The organism is Anoxybacillus sp. CHMUD, from assembly GCF_013096965.1.
Taxonomy (GTDB): Bacteria; Bacillota; Bacilli; order Bacillales; family Anoxybacillaceae; genus Anoxybacillus; species Anoxybacillus kestanbolensis_A.
Map to the genome: position 1 here is coordinate 1 of NZ_SDLG01000003.1, position 15,679 is coordinate 15,679.

Annotated in this window: 20 protein-coding genes; 12 read left to right on the forward strand and 8 right to left on the reverse strand. The window is 44.9% G+C overall.

Annotated elements, in window-relative coordinates; translation table 11 throughout:
- Positions 1–451: 451 nt before the first annotated feature.
- Positions 452–1,126, forward strand: coding sequence for a hypothetical protein (locus ETB99_RS02430; RefSeq protein WP_171699812.1), 675 nt, complete (start codon positions 452–454; stop codon positions 1,124–1,126).
- Positions 1,127–1,146: 20 nt separating this feature from the next.
- Here ETB99_RS02430 and ETB99_RS02435 read toward each other — a convergent pair whose 3' ends face one another.
- Positions 1,147–1,479: a DUF1360 domain-containing protein gene (locus ETB99_RS02435; protein ID WP_171699813.1), complete on the reverse strand. Its 333-nt coding sequence runs from the start codon at positions 1,477–1,479 to the stop codon at positions 1,147–1,149.
- 124 nt (positions 1,480–1,603) lie between these two features.
- On the opposite strand from ETB99_RS02435, the gene ETB99_RS02440 reads away from it, so the two are divergent.
- Genes ETB99_RS02440 through ETB99_RS02455 form a run of 4 tightly spaced genes read left to right on the forward strand, consistent with a single transcriptional unit; the run spans position 1,604 to position 5,301 of the window.
- On the forward strand, positions 1,604–1,936 hold the full coding sequence (locus tag ETB99_RS02440) for a hypothetical protein (protein ID WP_035065003.1): 333 nt from the start codon (positions 1,604–1,606) through the stop codon (positions 1,934–1,936).
- Positions 1,937–1,949: 13 nt separating this feature from the next.
- Positions 1,950–3,224 carry a UDP-glucose dehydrogenase family protein gene (locus ETB99_RS02445; RefSeq protein ID WP_171699814.1) on the forward strand — a complete coding sequence of 425 codons (1,275 nt, stop codon included), beginning with the start codon at positions 1,950–1,952 and terminating at the stop codon, positions 3,222–3,224.
- Positions 3,221–4,162 (forward strand): NAD-dependent epimerase/dehydratase family protein, encoded by a 942-nt coding sequence (locus ETB99_RS02450; protein WP_171699815.1) that lies wholly within the window; start codon positions 3,221–3,223, stop codon positions 4,160–4,162. The genes ETB99_RS02445 and ETB99_RS02450 overlap by 4 nt, the downstream gene beginning before the upstream one ends.
- Before the next feature lie 2 nt (positions 4,163–4,164).
- Entirely contained in the window at positions 4,165–5,301 is a 1,137-nt protein-coding gene (locus ETB99_RS02455) for a glycosyltransferase family 4 protein (RefSeq protein WP_171699816.1), read from the forward strand.
- On the opposite strand, the gene ETB99_RS02460 is transcribed toward ETB99_RS02455, so the two are convergent.
- The 3 genes from ETB99_RS02460 to mgtE form a co-directional block, all read right to left on the reverse strand.
- Entirely contained in the window at positions 5,285–5,641 is a 357-nt protein-coding gene (locus ETB99_RS02460) for a CotO family spore coat protein (protein WP_035064992.1), read from the reverse strand. The genes ETB99_RS02455 and ETB99_RS02460 overlap by 17 nt on opposite strands.
- A gap of 100 nt (positions 5,642–5,741) precedes the next feature.
- Positions 5,742–6,518 (reverse strand): enoyl-ACP reductase FabI, encoded by a 777-nt coding sequence (gene fabI, locus ETB99_RS02465; protein ID WP_171699817.1) that lies wholly within the window; start codon positions 6,516–6,518, stop codon positions 5,742–5,744.
- A 92-nt stretch (positions 6,519–6,610) separates the two neighbouring features.
- Entirely contained in the window at positions 6,611–7,933 is a 1,323-nt protein-coding gene (gene mgtE / locus ETB99_RS02470) for a magnesium transporter (RefSeq protein WP_171699818.1), read from the reverse strand.
- Between the two features lie 111 nt (positions 7,934–8,044).
- Between mgtE and ETB99_RS02475 the strand changes: the two genes are divergently transcribed.
- Both ETB99_RS02475 and prpE read left to right on the forward strand, forming a co-directional pair.
- The gene (locus ETB99_RS02475) at positions 8,045–9,208 is read left to right on the forward strand and encodes an FtsW/RodA/SpoVE family cell cycle protein (protein ID WP_171699819.1); all 1,164 of its coding nucleotides are present in this window, start codon (positions 8,045–8,047) and stop codon (positions 9,206–9,208) included.
- A 41-nt stretch (positions 9,209–9,249) separates the two neighbouring features.
- Complete coding sequence (gene prpE, locus ETB99_RS02480) at positions 9,250–9,984, forward strand: bis(5'-nucleosyl)-tetraphosphatase PrpE (RefSeq protein ID WP_171699820.1); 735 nt, start codon at positions 9,250–9,252, stop codon at positions 9,982–9,984.
- Here prpE and ETB99_RS02485 read toward each other — a convergent pair.
- The 4 genes from ETB99_RS02485 to ETB99_RS02500 are packed head-to-tail and all read right to left on the reverse strand — an operon-like array spanning position 9,981 to position 12,676.
- Entirely contained in the window at positions 9,981–10,859 is an 879-nt protein-coding gene (locus tag ETB99_RS02485) for an RluA family pseudouridine synthase (RefSeq protein WP_077427614.1), read from the reverse strand. The genes prpE and ETB99_RS02485 overlap by 4 nt on opposite strands.
- Before the next feature lie 12 nt (positions 10,860–10,871).
- Entirely contained in the window at positions 10,872–11,663 is a 792-nt protein-coding gene (locus ETB99_RS02490; protein WP_171699821.1) for an NAD kinase, read from the reverse strand.
- Positions 11,660–12,307: a GTP diphosphokinase gene (gene yjbM / locus ETB99_RS02495; protein ID WP_077427616.1), complete on the reverse strand. Its 648-nt coding sequence runs from the start codon at positions 12,305–12,307 to the stop codon at positions 11,660–11,662. The genes ETB99_RS02490 and yjbM overlap by 4 nt, the downstream gene beginning before the upstream one ends.
- Before the next feature lie 12 nt (positions 12,308–12,319).
- On the reverse strand, positions 12,320–12,676 hold the full coding sequence (locus tag ETB99_RS02500) for a UPF0738 family protein (protein WP_004891794.1): 357 nt from the start codon (positions 12,674–12,676) through the stop codon (positions 12,320–12,322).
- Positions 12,677–12,803: 127 nt separating this feature from the next.
- Between ETB99_RS02500 and ETB99_RS02505 the strand changes: the two genes are divergently transcribed.
- The 5 genes from ETB99_RS02505 to ETB99_RS02525 all read left to right on the forward strand — a co-directional run bounded on the left by ETB99_RS02505 (position 12,804) and on the right by ETB99_RS02525 (position 15,657).
- Positions 12,804–13,394, forward strand: a complete 591-nt coding sequence (locus ETB99_RS02505; protein ID WP_077427618.1) for a CYTH domain-containing protein — start codon at positions 12,804–12,806, stop codon at positions 13,392–13,394.
- Positions 13,391–13,999, forward strand: coding sequence for a lytic transglycosylase domain-containing protein (locus tag ETB99_RS02510; protein ID WP_077427619.1), 609 nt, complete (start codon positions 13,391–13,393; stop codon positions 13,997–13,999). Before ETB99_RS02505 ends, ETB99_RS02510 begins: the two co-directional genes overlap by 4 nt.
- Before the next feature lie 56 nt (positions 14,000–14,055).
- On the forward strand, positions 14,056–14,460 hold the full coding sequence (locus ETB99_RS02515; protein ID WP_006318791.1) for a globin domain-containing protein: 405 nt from the start codon (positions 14,056–14,058) through the stop codon (positions 14,458–14,460).
- Positions 14,444–15,256: a ClpXP adapter SpxH family protein gene (locus tag ETB99_RS02520; RefSeq protein ID WP_171699822.1), complete on the forward strand. Its 813-nt coding sequence runs from the start codon at positions 14,444–14,446 to the stop codon at positions 15,254–15,256. The genes ETB99_RS02515 and ETB99_RS02520 overlap by 17 nt, the downstream gene beginning before the upstream one ends.
- Before the next feature lie 236 nt (positions 15,257–15,492).
- Entirely contained in the window at positions 15,493–15,657 is a 165-nt protein-coding gene (locus ETB99_RS02525; protein WP_164970090.1) for a hypothetical protein, read from the forward strand.
- Positions 15,658–15,679 lie beyond the last annotated feature (22 nt).

The window sequence follows — 15,679 nt, forward strand, 5'->3', positions numbered from 1 at the left end:
AAGCGGACGTTTGTTTGTGTCTAACACAAAAACCATAGGGTTCTCCCCTTTCCTCTGCATAAAGCAGGTCATATTCTCCTCGACCATGTTATAGATGCTTGTTATGTGCAAGACACTAGCGCTACCCGCCACGCTTGTTTAATCTTGCACGACAGGGGGTGGGGCTGGAGAAGCACCCGAACGTGTCATGACATCTATAACGTAGGCTCTGTTTCAAGCCTTGGTCTGGTCAACATGGGGCTTACAAGCCCATGACTTTAGTCATTGGGTTGTTGACCTTTATTTTGGTATATATGACATATGATAAAATAAAATGAATATTGAAACAACAAAAAGAGAGGATGGCATAAAATGACGAAAAGAATGTTGGTCTCGATGCTTATCGTTCAACCAAGTCACATGACTCCAAATGGTTGGCAAGGATGTCCAGAATGCTTATAGGGGGGAGGAGATGAACGACCAACATATTCAACTTCAACAAAAAGTGCTTCATTATCGCTCGGAAGTGGCCAAATATAAACAACTTTTGCAGCTTGCTGAAACCGAACTAAAACGCGAGCAGCTGCGCAATCATTATTTACAAAAACAGCTTGAACAAATGGATGAATATGAACAAACGATCGAAAAGCTCGAACAACAGCTTCTGTTTTACGAAGTGGCGCTTGAAGAAGAAAAAAAGCGAAAAAAAGAAATGAAACAAGATATCGTACGTGCGCATGCGTATTTCACGTATACGGTCATGATTTCAGAGGAGAAAGAAGAGCCAACGACGGTCATCGGCGATTTCGTTGTCGAAAATATTGGTAATACACCACTTAACGATCCGATCATTTGCGTTCGTCTTCGCCCTCCTGATCACGCTCAATTCAGCGGAAAATTTTCTTTTCGACATACGCAAGAAGAAGGAGGATGGACGTTTGCGATCGACAATTGGCGCCAAAAAATAAAAGAAGGAGAATATTGGTTAAAGCCAATCGATGAAACGACGCTTTTACCAAATGAACAACTGCGCTTTCCGTCATTTGAATTGAGCATCGTACAAACGATTGTCGTCGAAGCGTTCGTTTATTTCCGGCAGCTCAAACAAGGAATCCCCTCCTTCAATCATATCGTTATCAATAAATAAGCAGGCATTTGCCCGCTTTTTTATTTGCTCCATTGTTGGACAACGATTTCGATAAGCGCAGCACATCCTGCAATCGCTAAAATCCATACAACTGGCATGATCACATGCGGTACATATATAACGCCAACGTACAACGCTGCTGCGCACCATACCCCTGTACACCAATGACAACTTAACAGCTCCCCGATCCACTTTCTTATCCCTGTCCCTTTGATGACAATATACGTCTCTCCGTCTTGTTCGAACTCATCGTGAAACGGCGCGCGCAAAAACGACGTAATGCGGTCGTACACAAGTAAGCGCGTCAAACGAAATGAAGCAACACATAACAAAAAAAAGTGAAAAGCATCCATTCTCTCGCCTCCTCGCTTCACTTTATGTTCTCCATTCACAAAACATGTAGTGCTTTCGCCCATTCCCTTTTTTTCATTTCACATATAATGCAATGAGTCAATTCATAAAAAAGGGTGTGAAACTGTGTATAACATTTTTTTCAGCAACCGTCTTTTAGCGAAACATCGCCATATCCAACAAATGTGCGCGACACTTTCGACATTAAGCGAAGGAACAGAACTACATGTGCACACAAACAACGAGACGTACTATAACGTAAAGCTCGTGCAAGTCGACACATTGGCGAAAACATTAACAATCATTATTGACCCATTTTATAAAAAAGAAGGAACAGCGCTTACGCTCAACTGTCGTGACATCGTCGCAGTCGAGTTTCCGACCGAGGCGCTCGTCGCCGCAGGCAAAGAACAAACAACAACAATTGGAACGAAAAAAACAGAAGACGAAGACGAGTAAAGGAAGTGAACGTATGAACGTTTGTATCATTGGTGCCGGTTATGTCGGATTAACGACAGCTGCTGTTCTCGCAAAACTCGGGCATACCGTTCATTGTATTGATGAAAACGAACAAAAAATTGCCGCCTTACAACGCGGAGAAATCCCAATTTACGAGCCACGTTTAGCTGAGTTATTTACCGACCATCAAAGTCGGCTTTTTTTTCATCATGATGGACGAAAACATATACAAGAGGCAGACGTCATTTTTATTTGCGTCGGCACACCCCCAGATGTAAAAGGAAAACCAGACGTCTCCTACGTCAATCGCGCCATTGACATGCTTATCCCACATGTAAGCGATCATCAAACGCTCGTCATGAAAAGCACCGTCCCGATCGGAACGAACGAACGGATATACGAACGATTAAAAAACGAAGGAAAACATGTACGCGTCGTCTCAAACCCTGAATTTTTACGGGAAGGCTCTGCCATTTACGACTCTTTCCATCCTGACCGTATCGTCATCGGCTTACGTGACGATGATGATCGTTCCCTTTCCGTCATGCAAACGTTATATGCCGGCATTCATGCACCATATGTCGTGACAAGTTTAAGTGGCGCAGAAATGATAAAATATGCTGCCAACGCTTTTTTAGCGTCGAAAATTTCCTTTATAAACGAAATGGCACGCCTTTGCGACACGTACGGTGTCGATGTTGTCGACGTCGCCAAAGGAATCGGACTTGACGGAAGAATCGGTCCGCACTTTTTACAAGCTGGGATCGGCTATGGGGGCTCTTGTTTTCCGAAAGATGTGACAGCTCTTATTCAAATGGCGTATGAACAAATGGTGCGACCGTACATGTTAGAAGCGACAAAAGCGGTAAACGACACGCAGATCAATTGGTACGTTCAAAAAATGAAACGAACGTTAGGAGAACTTGCTGGGAGACGCATTGCCGTCCTCGGCATCGCTTTTAAACCAAATACAGACGATATTCGCGAATCTCCCGCCGTTTTACTCATCACCAAACTGCACGCCCATGGCGCTGACGTCATTGCTCATGATCCAAAAGCTACACTTCCACTCGACGTCGCGGTTAAACAAGCAAAAACGATAGATGAAGCGGTTAAAAAGGCTGATGCGCTTATCGTTGCGACCGATTGGGATGCGTATAAACAGTTAAACTGGGAAGAAGTAAAACGAATGATGAACGGAAACGCCGTCATCGACGGACGAAATAGCTTGCCTCGTGAGGCGATCATAAACGCAGGACTACACTATATCGGGGTGGGGCGCAGATGAACATACTTGTTACAGGAGCAGGTGGCTTTATCGGTTCGCACGTATGCGAAGCGTTGTTACAGCACCATCACGTCATCGGCATCGACTGTTTCACCGGTCCGACGCCAAAACAATGGAAAGAAAAAACGATCGACATGTTAAAAAAACATGACCGTTTTACATGGCTCGAAGGCGATTTATTGTCGTTGCCGCTCGACGACATCGTCAAACAAGTCGATGTCATTTATCATTTTGCTGGCATGCCGGGCGTACGCACAAGTTGGGGAACGTCATTTGATTTATACACAACAAACAACATATTAGCAACGCAACGGTTGCTTGAAGCGTGTAAACAACATCGACCAAAACAGTTCATTTATACGTCCACCTCATCCGTTTACGGAGAAAAACATGGGCGCGTGCATGAAAACATGACTCCGACTCCTCTTTCACCGTACGGCATCACGAAGCTTGCTGGCGAACATTTATGCCACGTATATGAATCGGAGTTTGGCGTGCCGATGACGATTTTACGTTATTTTACTGTATACGGTCCACGCCAGCGACCTGATATGGCATTTCATCGCTTTATTCGCCAAATGTTGTTTGATGAGCCAATCACGATTTTCGGAGACGGCACACAAACGCGCGATTTTACGTACATTTCCGACTGCGTCAATGGCACGCTTGCTGTACTTGGCAACGACAAAGCGATTGGCGAAACGTTCAATATCGGCGGGAAAGAACGAGCTTCGCTAAACGACGTCATCGCTATGCTCGAAGAGATGATCGGAAAACGAGCAAACAAACAATATATGAATAAAGCGATCGGCGAGCCGAAACATACGTGGGCGGACATTTCAAAAGCAGAAAACATGCTTGCCTACGCCCCGAACGTGCCGTTACGAGAAGGGTTGCGTCGTGAAGTCGAATATATTCGCTCGCTTTACAGGAGGTAGCTATGCACATCGCATTCATTTGTACAGAAAAATTGCCGTCGCCAGCCGTCAAAGGGGGCGCTATTCAACTGATGATTGATGGCATCGCTCCCATGTTTGCCGCTAAACATACGCTCACTATTTTTTCGATTACTGACCCTTCGCTTCCGATGTACGAAATACGTGATGGCATCGAATATGTGCGCGTACCAAAAGAACAATACGAACAACATATCGTCGACGAACTAAAAAAGCGCACGTTTGACGTCATTCACGTTTTTAACCGCCCAGTAAACGTGTTATTTTACAAACAAGCAGCACCAAATAGCCGCTTCGTCACCAGTTTGCATAACGATATGTTTTCGCCGATGAAAATGAAACGTGACGTTGCCGAACGAGTGATTGCGGAAGTAGATGCGATCACAACGGTAAGTGAATATATGAAACGAACCGTCACAAAACGATACGATGTCCGAGACGATCTCATTCACATCGTCTACTCAGGTGTCGATGCGACACGCTACACGCCACCATGGACGGAGGAAGGAAAACAAAGGCGCACCACCATGCGCCAACGTTTTCGAACAGAAGATGATGACGTCATTTTATTTATCGGGCGGTTAAGCAAAACAAAAGGCGTGCATGTGCTCATTGAAAGTATGAATCATGTATTAGCCGAACGTCCAAAGGCAAAGCTCGTCATCGTCGGAGGCAAATGGTTTAGCGACAATCGTCCAAACGAATATGTACGCTTCCTTCATCAACTAGCGAAGCCTTACAACGATCGTATTCAATTTACAAGCTACATTCCGTCCGAATACATTCCACACATATTCACAATCGGTGATGTGTTCGTTTGCAGTTCGCAATGGCACGAGCCGCTTGCCCGCGTACATTACGAAGCGATGGCAGCGGGCGTGCCGATCGTGACGACAAACCGCGGCGGAAATAGCGAAGTGATCGAACATAACGTAAACGGGCTTGTTGTTGACGACTATGCATCACCAAAAGCGTTCGCACGCGCCATTAGCGAATTATTGCACGATAAAGAAAAAGCGCTCGCACTTGCTCACGAAGGACGAAAACGAGCGGAAACGACGTTTTCCTTCGCAAACACAGCCGAGCAGCTTGAGCGTGTATATATTACGATTTGCCAATAAGCGATACCGATACGACATGTTCAATCGGGATCGTGATCGTTTTTTCTTCTTCACTTAATGTAAAAACGACTTTTTTCTTATCGCACGTTTGAATGATTCCTTCATACGTGCGATTTTTCGTTTTCAACTCACACGTCACCGGACGAAGTTCATTCGGGAGCGTCGCTAAAAATTCAATACGCTCAGCCGTATTCATCTCGCGAAAATTCGCAAATGACGGTGGCGGATACGATAGCTTTTCTTTTTTCGTCCGAAACGTCTGTTGCATATAACACGTTTTCGGCCCTAAATTCGGCTGAACGATATACAACAACGGCGCATTTTCCACACGCTTTTTCATTCCCACACCCCTCCTTTTTACGACTACTATATGCGCAAAAAGAAAGGGGCATGCCATAATACATAAAAAGCTGTTTGGTCGATGCCAAACAGCTTTCAAATTAGCGCGCTAAAATGTGGTAGCCAGAGTCGACGTGGATAATTTCTCCAGTCACGCCGCGCGATAAGTCGCTAAATAAAAATAAGGCTGTGTCGCCAACTTCTTCTTGTGTCGTTGTGCGACGTAGTGGTGCACGCTCTTCAATTTCTTTTAAAATCGAGTTAAAATCGCCGACACCTTTCGCAGATAACGTGCGAATTGGACCTGCGGAAATGGCGTTGACGCGAATGCCGTATTTCCCTAAGTCGTTCGCTAAATATTTCACGCTCGCTTCTAACGATGCTTTTGCCACACCCATGACGTTGTAGTTTTGCACGACGCGCTCGCCACCTAAATACGTTAATGTGACGATGCTGCCGCCTTCGGTCATTAGCTCTTTCGCCGCTTTCGCCACCGCTGTTAACGAATAGGCGCTAATGTTGTGCGCAAGTAAAAATCCTTCGCGATCGACGTTCATATACTCGCCTTCTAAATGTTCTTTATTCGCAAATGCGATACAATGCGCAAGACCGTGAATGACGCCCACTTGCTCTTTAATTTGCGCAAAGCATGAGGCAATTTCTTCATCTTTCGTTACATCGCAAGGCAATACAAGCGTTGTGTCATCTTCTAACGTCGCCACTAATTTTTTCACTTCATTTTCAAAACGCTCACCTGCATATGTAAAAATTAACCGCGCCCCTGCCGCATGAAGCGCACGCGCAATGCCCCAAGCGATGCTTCGTTTATTTGCCACACCCATCACGACATACGTCTTTCCTTGTAATGATAATTGCATATTTGTTCATCCCCTTAAATTTATGATTTGTTATTAGAACCTAGTATTAATATGATTATAACAAAAAATTCCCTACTTTCAAATAGGGAATTTTATAATAAATAGTCCATAAACATCTTCGCTAAACCGAAATAAATGAGAATGCTAATTAAATCGTTAATCGTCGTAATAAACGGACCAGATGCAACAGCCGGGTCGATGCGCAATTTATGCATAAAGAGCGGAATGAGCGCCCCTGCAACTGTCGCGACCGTCAACGTCGCAAATAACGCTAATCCGACGAGCACACCTAAGAAAAACTGTTGCTTCCATACGTACACAACAATCGTAATGACGACGCCGCAAGATAAACCGATAAGTAGCCCCGTTAGCGCTTCGCGTGCAAGCATGCGCCACTTTCCTTCTTTTTCGAAATCCCCCATCGCTAAACGGCGCACCGCGACCGCCAACGACTGCGTCCCTGTATTTCCAGACATGCCCGCAATAAGCGGAATAAACACCGCTAAAATCGCGACTTTTTGCAACGTGTCTTCAAAACGGCTAATTAAATTCGCCGTCATCATGCCTAAAAACAGTAAAATAATGAGCCACGGCAACCGCTTTTTCGCCGCTTCGAACGGAGTGTATTGAATATCGACATCCGGAACCCCCGCGAGTTTCGAATAGTCGTCTGTCGCTTCTTCCGAAATGACGTCGACAATGTCATCGACGGTAATAATCCCAAGCAAATGATTGTTCATATCGACGACAGGAAGCGCTAAAAAATCGTAGTTTTGCATTTTGCGCGCCACTTCTTCTTGATCTTCATCAACAAATACAGAAACGACCCGATCGTTCATGATATCACAAATCATCGCATCATCATCCGATGTCAACAGCTCGCGTAGCGACAATACCCCAACGAGCTGCCGTTGTTCATTGACGACATACAAATAATAAATCGTCTCCGCATTCGCTGCTTCTCTTTTTAAAATTTGCATCGCCGAACGCACCGTTTGATTGGCGTGAATGGCGATATATTCCGTTGTCATAATGCTTCCGGCCGTATATTCTTTATAATGAAGCAACCCTTGAATATCTTTCGCCGCTTCATCGTCCATAATCGTTAAATAATTCGCCACTTCTTTTTTATCTAGTTCATTTAATACGTCCGCCGCATTGTCGGCATACATGTGCGCGAGCATTTGCGCCACAAATAACGGATCCATTTCCGACAAATAAATTTTATATTCATCTTCTTCAATGTCGAGGTGGTCAAAAATTTCCGCCATTTCCGCTGGCGACAAATATTCATACATGCGTTTTCTCACTTCTGGGCTTTGTTCAACGTAAAACTTCGCCCGATCATACGGATGCAATTTTAAAAACTGTTTTCGAAACGCTTCGATTTTTCCATCATATAACGCCTGCAACATAATACCCCTCCTCTCGACAAAAATCGCTTTTCTTATTATGCGCGAATCTTTGCCAACTTGCAAGCAACGATGTAAAATGAGAATGCACGATGAAACACAGGGGGAACAACGATGGAAAACGAAAAAACCGTTCAATCGAAAATAGATTATCATTTATTGTTCATTTTATTTTTAATTGCGATCGTCAGCGCCGTCGCTATCGAAAGTGCACGCGAGACACTCCCCGCTAAACTGCAACATATTAACTTTGCGCAAAAGCAGCTCATGTGGTATGGCGTCGGAGTCGTCGTCATTGCGGTGACGATGCTTGTCGATTACGATCGACTGTTTAAAATCGCTTGGTATTTGTACGGCTTCGGGATGATTCTTTTACTTGGATTAGAATTAAACGTCCCGGGTACATTAACGATTAAAGGAGCAACGAGCTGGTACAGCCTGCCGGGCGGAAACTTTCAGCCGTCTGAGCTAATGAAAATTTTTATGATTATCGTCATTAGCCGGATTATCGTCAACCATCGTGAAAAATACCATGACCCGACGTTGCAAGACGATTTGAAACTGCTCGGAAAAATCGGGCTGTCGCTACTGCCGCCGCTTTTTTTACTTGCCCGTCAGCCTGATATGGGGATGTCAATGGTATTTATGGCGATCACCGGCTCGCTCATTCTCGTTTCCGGCATTCGTTTGCGCATTATCGCCGCTATCGTCGGTGTTGCTGTACTTGGCGCAACAGCGTTTATCGTGGCGTTTTTATATTTCCCAGACGTATTAAAAATTCAACAATATCAATTAAACCGTTTTTACGGCTGGTTGAATCCGTACGAATATTCAAGCGATCAAGGGTTTCAGCTTATTAAATCGCTTCTTGCGATCGGCTCGGGAGAGTTGTATGGAAAAGGATATAAAAACTTAGACGTCTATTTACCAGAGTCGCATACTGACTTTATTTTTAGCATTATCGGAGAACAATTCGGCTTTATTGGGACAAGCATCGTCGTGTCGCTCTTTTTCTTGCTCATTTACCGCATGATTCAAATTGCGCTAGAATGCCACGACCCATTCGGCAGTTATTTATGTGCCGGCGTCATCGGCATGATTACGTTCCAAGTATTCCAAAATGTCGGCATGACGATCGGGTTGCTACCGATTACCGGTCTTCCGCTTCCATTCATCAGCTACGGAGGAAGCTCGCTTGCCACATACATGCTTGCAATCGGGCTCGTCTTAAACGTCCGTTCTCGCACACAAAAATTTATGTTTTCTGCTGAACAATGATAGCCGCTTGTATGCGGCTATTTTTGTAGAAAGGAGGAAAAATGTACGACATTATTGGCGATATTCATGGTTGTTTTCACGAATTCATGTTATTAACAAAAAAGCTTGGCTACGTTTGGGAACACGATATCCCGATTCATCCGAACGGACGAAAGCTTGCCTTCGTCGGCGATTTAGCCGATCGTGGTCCGCAGTCATTGCGCGTCATTGATACGGTCATCTCGCTCGTTCAACAAAACAAAGCGGTGTACGTCCCAGGCAATCATTGCGACAAATTGTATCGTTTTTTTCTCGGTCGAAATGTGCAAGTGACACACGGACTTGAAACGACGGTTGCCGAATGGGAACAAGCGGATGAAAAAACAAAAACACGCATTCGTACGCAATTTATGAAGCTGTACGAAGACGCCCCGCTTTATGCCGTCTTAGACGATGGAAAACTTGTGATCGCCCACGCCGGCATTCGAGGGGACTATATTGGCAAATCGAATCAAAAAGTAAAAACGTTTGTGTTATACGGCGATATTACAGGTGAAAAACATCCGGATGGCTCCCCTGTGCGCCGAGATTGGGCAAAACATTACCGAGGCGATGCGCTTATCGTATACGGACATACGCCCGTCAAAGAGCCGCGCTGGCTAAACAACACCGTCAACATCGACACCGGCTGCGTATTCGGCGGACAACTCACAGCGCTTCGCTATCCGGAAATGGAGACGGTTTCTGTTCCATCAACGATGCCGTATGTCGCTGAAAAGTTTCGCCCGTTTGATTAAAGCAAACGGGCGATGTCGTCAGGGAGCGGCGCATGAAACGTCATCGTTTTTTCAAAAAACGGATGAAAAAACGTCAGCTCACAACTATGTAGCGCTTGGCGGTCGATATGTTCCCGCAATCCCCCATATAAATCATCGCCAACGAGCGGATGACCGATATGAGAAAAATGAACGCGAATTTGATGCGTACGCCCCGTTTCTAATCGAATCGACACGTGCGTCATCTCATTTTTCTGTTGCAATACTTCATAATGCGTCACCGCCCGCTGACCGTCTAATCGCACTTCCCGCTCGATGATGCTGTCGCCTTTTCGTCCGATCGGCGCATCAATCGTTCCAACGAGCGGGGTGACATAACCGTGGCAAACCGCTTCGTACCGCCGTTTCACCCGCCCTTGCTTTTGTTGTTCGCTAAGTAAATGATGCACATGGCGATGCTTTGCGACAAGCACAAGCCCGGACGTATCGCGGTCAAGCCGTGTGACGACATGCACCGTCGTTTGTAACTGTTGTTGTTCGTAATGATACAATAACGCATTCGCAAGCGTCCCATGCGGATGTTCGCGCGACGGAATGGTTGACATGTGCGGAGGCTTATTGATGACGATCACATAATCATCTTCATACACGACCGCAAGCGGAATCGGCTCAGCGACCATATGTACCCCTTTTTGTTCTGGTGGAAACGAAACGCACACTTCATCGCCTGCTTTTAGCACGTAACGAACGGTCACAGGCACATCGTTCACTTCGATCCGCCCCCCTTGAAATTTAATATCGGTGAGCGCTGTTTTTGAAATATGTTGTTGTTTTAAAAATTCACGAACGAGCATCCCATCTTGTTGTTGTGTGACGATCCAACGAAGTTGAAACATACAAATCCCTTTCTACTGAATAAATGATTCGCGCACACGCTTCCAAAATGGAAACGGACGGAAGCGCGCAAAGCGAATTTTTTCATCAGCGACGCGGCATTGTATCGACTTCACATCTTTATGAAGTAGCGACAAATGGTCGATCGTAATTTGAAAATCAACGTCATTGACCGGCTTTAACATGCACGTATGATGCGCAGGCAAAATAAGCGGTGAGCCAATCGTACGAAACACGCGGTTGTTAATCGATGCCATTTCTGCGACTTGGATCGCTTCGAGCGATGGATGTAAAATCGCCCCGCCAAGCGCTTTATTGTATGCCGTACTTCCCGATGGCGTCGAAATGCATAACCCATCCCCGCGAAACGTTTCAAATAAATCGCCGCGAATTTCGACATCCATCACGAGCGTCCCGCTTACACTTTTTACAGTACATTCATTGAGCGCTAAATATTTCACTTCACGCCCACCACCGACGTAGCGAATCGTCACTTCAAGAAGCGGATATTCGATCACTTGATACGGCGTTTTGGCGATAGCGATAACGAGCTTTTCTATTTCGTCGGGCACCCAGTCGGCATAAAACCCTAAATGCCCTGTATGAACGCCGACAAACGCCGTCTGTTCTAACCGGCTCCGATAGCGATGAAACGCATACAACAACGTCCCATCCCCGCCGACTGAAATGACGATATCCGGCTCGTCTTCATCATACGTTAAACGAAAATCGGTTAAATATGTACGAATTTTATACATACATTCGTTTGATATCGCATCCCCTTTTGATATGACCGCAAATTTCACGCGCCCCACCCCTCGTTATCTTTTACGTCTTGCTTACGCGAAAACGCCGCTTGCGCCTCTTGAATTTCAAAACGAATTTTCGACATTTCCTCGTCTAACAAATATGCGGCTTCTGCGGCGCGCTGCAATCGTTGGCGAATATCTTCTGGAAACTTGCCGCTATATTTGTAGTTTAACGAATGTTCAATCGTCGCCCAAAAGTTCATCGCAAGCGTGCGAATTTGAATTTCAACTAAAATGTTTTTCTCGCCATAAATCATTTGCACCGGATAACGAATAACGACATGATACGAACGATAACCGCTCTCCTTTTTTTGCGTAATGTAGTCGCGTTCCTCGACAATCGTAAAATCGTTGCGCTTGCGCAACAGTTCGACGACCGTTTGAATGTCATCGACAAACTGACACATCATACGCAAACCTGCAATATCTTGCATTTGTTCTTCTAGTTGATCGAGCGGAATATTTTTCTTTTGCGCCTTATCTAAAATGCTCGCAATCGGCTTCACTCTTCCGGTCACAAATTCGATTGGAGAATGCACCCCTTGCATTTCAAATTGAGCGCGCATCCCTTTTAACTTGACTTTTAACTCCTCGACCGCCTGTTTATACGGCGCTAAAAAAAATTCCCAATGTCTTTCCATTCAACCACCTACTTATGCGAAAAATGCCGTTACCGCCTGTTCCATTTCTTCACCGTAGTTTGCATTTCCTGCAATATTTTCGATTAAGTATGCCACTTCTTCATGAATGCCTTCTAACTCGATTGTTGCATCGTTTCCGACAAGAAACACCGGCTCGCTTGTACGAAGCGCTTCTTTAATCGCCCCCCATACTTCCTTTGGCATAATGACATAAACGAACGCATCCGCCGCTTCTAATATGTATGCGAACGCACATGCATCCGAATCAACAAGCATATGGCGTTTCGCTTGTAACCCTTGAAGCGACGCCTCACATAAAAAGTACCATCCGTTTTCTTTTTTTTCTGCTGTATGTACATATATTTTCATGTTTGTTCCTCCGTCATCCATGATGTCCGCCTTTATTTTACCACATTTCACCTAGCGATGTTCACTAGTTGCACTTTTTCGCGTACATGTTGATAATAAAAGTAGAATGATGTAAGGAGAAAAAACGATGAAGCACGAATTAGAAATTGAATTTAAAAATATGTTGACAGCCGACGAATTTTCCCGTTTCACGACAGCGTTTGCGGTGCGCGATGAGGAATGGGACGTGCAACAAAATTATTATTTTGACACGCCAGACTTTCAACTGAAACAACAAAAAAGCGCATTACGCATTCGTTTCAAAAACGGCTCATATACATTAACATTAAAACAGCCCTACGAAGACGGGCTGTTAGAAACGCATGAGCCGCTAACGTCTGAAACCGCGACAGCACTTATTTCGGGTGCGACATCACTTCAAGGCGACATCGCCAACATATTGCAGGCGCTTCATATCGATCCGACAGCGATCGTTTGTTTCGGATCGCTCACAACTCGGCGCGCGGAACGCCCGTATAAAAACGGCACGCTCGTTTTCGATTATAGCGAATATATGAACGTAGCTGACTATGAAGTCGAATACGAAGCGAACGAACGAGCAGAAGGGGAAAAAACGTTTACGCAACTGCTCGAATCGTTTCATATTCCAAAACGAAAAACGAAAAATAAAATTGAACGATTTTACGAAGCTAAATACGAAACGGAGCGATCGTCATGAACGTGCAACAATTGAAATTGCTTCTTGAACTGCAAGCGTTGCAACATTTACAAGGAAAAAAAGAAGCGCCAACAACATCGTTTCACGACTTATTTCGCGAGCTGTTAACGCCAGAGACGAACGAAGAAACGGAAGCAATGCGCCTATCGCTTCCGCTTATGACAAGCGAAGAAACGAAAGTGCCGACATATAAAGCGAGCACACCGCTTCATAAAGATACGATACATCAATGGATTGACGAAGCTGCAGCGAAATACGATGTCGATCCGAAACTCATTTATGCGGTCATTCGCCATGAATCGAATTTCAATCCGCAAGCAAAAAGCCGCGTCGGGGCGATGGGACTGATGCAGTTAATGCCGAGCACGGCGCGCATGTTAGGGGTACAAGACGCCTTTGATCCACAACAAAACATTGAAGGCGGGACAAAATATTTACGCCAACTTCTCGATCGGTACGACGGCAATATCGCCCTTGCGCTTGCGGCTTATAACGCCGGGCCGGGAAATGTCGATAAACATGGAGGCATTCCACCGTTTCGCGAAACGATGAACTACGTGAAAAAAGTAATGCAAACGTACTATGCCGCAAGTCACATCGTTTGAGATGAAACAAAGTCGTTGTTACAATATGTATATATCTCGGCAAAGGAGTTTTTCATATGTTTCAATCCCCTTATGAAGCGATTGGAGGCGAACAAGTTGTCTCAAAACTCGTTGATGCTTTTTATGAACGAGTCGCAAAACATCCTGACTTGGCGCCTATTTTCCCGAACGATTTAACGGAAACCGCACGGAAACAAAAACAATTTTTAACGCAATATTTAGGCGGCCCACCGCTTTATACAGCAGAACACGGACACCCGATGTTGCGCGCCCGTCATTTGCCGTTTCCAATTACACCAACGCGCGCAAAAGCATGGCTTGCGTGTATGCATGAAGCGATGGATGCGATCGGACTAAAAGGACCTGTTCGAGATGAATTGTATCAACGGCTCATGTTGACTGCCCAACATATGATTAATACACCAGATGACGAGCGAAAGGAGCATGAAGGTGAATGGTAAGCAAGAAGGAACGGCAAAGCAATTAGAGATTTACTTATTTGTCGATCCTCTTTGCCCAGACTGTTGGGCGCTTGAACCTGTTTTAAAAAAATTATGGATCGAATACGGACAATATTTTGCTTTGCGTCACGTCTTAACCGGTCAACTCGATCGGCTGAATGGCGTCAGTTATAAACGAATCGATCGGCATGCGTCGCGCGTCGGCATCGCCTGTGAAGACCGCGTGCTTCTTCAAACGCCGTTGCCGATCCCATACATTGCTTCGCTCGCTGTGAAAGCAGCCGAATTGCAAGGGCGTCAAGCGAGCATTCGCTTTTTGCGTCAACTACAAGAAATTGTATTTATTCAAGGCAAAACGATTACAGAAACAAACACACTCATTCAATGCGCCATCGATGCTGGTTTAGATGTGCAAGAGTTTATAAACGATTTATCTTCTCCAAGTGCCGTTAAAGCGCTACAATGCGATTTAAAAATTAGTGCAGAAATGGACGTTCGCGAAGTTCCAACGCTCGTCTTTTTTAACGAAAACATTGAAGATGAAGGCATTAAAATTTCAGGCTGTTATCCGTACGACGTATATGTCGATTTAATCCATGAAATGCTCGGATTTCATCCTCAACCATCTTCACTTCCACCAATTGAACAGTTTTTACATCATGCGCTATTCGTTACGACCGATGATATTGCGATGGTATACAACATCCCGCGCAGCAAAGCGGAATGCGAATTAAAAAAGTTGCGTTTAAAGCAAAAAGTGGAGAAAATCGGCTCATTTTGGCGCTGGATCGGATAAAGAAAAAGGACTCGGGGGATGCCGAGTCCTTTTTCTTTGTCATAAAGACAACAAAGGGGATGGGAGAAATTCTTCACGGTCAAACAAAGGGGTATAAGTTTGTTTGATTGTGATTCACTTCACGTTTATATATTAACAAACTCCTCTATGTCTTGACAAGTGTTTTGTTTACTTGTTCACACATTTGTCATAATTATTTTCTCCCTCGCTTACTATGGATAAAAAGGGGGGATTCGATGTTCATTGTTCATATCGTTTGGATCGTCGTTGCGCTCATTATTCACTTTTTCGCACTGATGCGGCTCTTTCCGCTCATCATATCCATTCCGTTTTTATTTCTTTCTTTTTTCTCGTTTTTTACTTACCTCAACAACCGCCACCGTTTTCGCGGATTTCATTAAGAAAAGGCGACACGCAGTCGCC

What these genes read in the sequence shown, in the direction of transcription:
- ETB99_RS02430 (WP_171699812.1), top strand. Translation starts at nt 452, where the DNA reads ATGAACGACCAACATATTCAACTTCAACAAAAAGTGCTTCATTATCGC.
- ETB99_RS02435 (WP_171699813.1), bottom strand. Translation starts at nt 1,479, where the DNA reads ATGGATGCTTTTCACTTTTTTTTGTTATGTGTTGCTTCATTTCGTTTG.
- ETB99_RS02445 (WP_171699814.1), top strand. Translation starts at nt 1,950, where the DNA reads ATGAACGTTTGTATCATTGGTGCCGGTTATGTCGGATTAACGACAGCT.
- ETB99_RS02450 (WP_171699815.1), top strand. Translation starts at nt 3,221, where the DNA reads ATGAACATACTTGTTACAGGAGCAGGTGGCTTTATCGGTTCGCACGTA.
- ETB99_RS02455 (WP_171699816.1), top strand. Translation starts at nt 4,165, where the DNA reads ATGCACATCGCATTCATTTGTACAGAAAAATTGCCGTCGCCAGCCGTC.
- ETB99_RS02460 (WP_035064992.1), bottom strand. Translation starts at nt 5,641, where the DNA reads ATGAAAAAGCGTGTGGAAAATGCGCCGTTGTTGTATATCGTTCAGCCG.
- fabI (WP_171699817.1), bottom strand. Translation starts at nt 6,518, where the DNA reads ATGCAATTATCATTACAAGGAAAGACGTATGTCGTGATGGGTGTGGCA.
- mgtE (WP_171699818.1), bottom strand. Translation starts at nt 7,933, where the DNA reads ATGTTGCAGGCGTTATATGATGGAAAAATCGAAGCGTTTCGAAAACAG.
- ETB99_RS02475 (WP_171699819.1), top strand. Translation starts at nt 8,045, where the DNA reads ATGGAAAACGAAAAAACCGTTCAATCGAAAATAGATTATCATTTATTG.
- prpE (WP_171699820.1), top strand. Translation starts at nt 9,250, where the DNA reads ATGTACGACATTATTGGCGATATTCATGGTTGTTTTCACGAATTCATG.
- ETB99_RS02485 (WP_077427614.1), bottom strand. Translation starts at nt 10,859, where the DNA reads ATGTTTCAACTTCGTTGGATCGTCACACAACAACAAGATGGGATGCTC.
- yjbM (WP_077427616.1), bottom strand. Translation starts at nt 12,307, where the DNA reads ATGGAAAGACATTGGGAATTTTTTTTAGCGCCGTATAAACAGGCGGTC.
- ETB99_RS02500 (WP_004891794.1), bottom strand. Translation starts at nt 12,676, where the DNA reads ATGAAAATATATGTACATACAGCAGAAAAAAAAGAAAACGGATGGTAC.
- ETB99_RS02505 (WP_077427618.1), top strand. Translation starts at nt 12,804, where the DNA reads ATGAAGCACGAATTAGAAATTGAATTTAAAAATATGTTGACAGCCGAC.
- ETB99_RS02510 (WP_077427619.1), top strand. Translation starts at nt 13,391, where the DNA reads ATGAACGTGCAACAATTGAAATTGCTTCTTGAACTGCAAGCGTTGCAA.
- ETB99_RS02515 (WP_006318791.1), top strand. Translation starts at nt 14,056, where the DNA reads ATGTTTCAATCCCCTTATGAAGCGATTGGAGGCGAACAAGTTGTCTCA.
- ETB99_RS02520 (WP_171699822.1), top strand. Translation starts at nt 14,444, where the DNA reads ATGAAGGTGAATGGTAAGCAAGAAGGAACGGCAAAGCAATTAGAGATT.
- ETB99_RS02525 (WP_164970090.1), top strand. Translation starts at nt 15,493, where the DNA reads ATGTTCATTGTTCATATCGTTTGGATCGTCGTTGCGCTCATTATTCAC.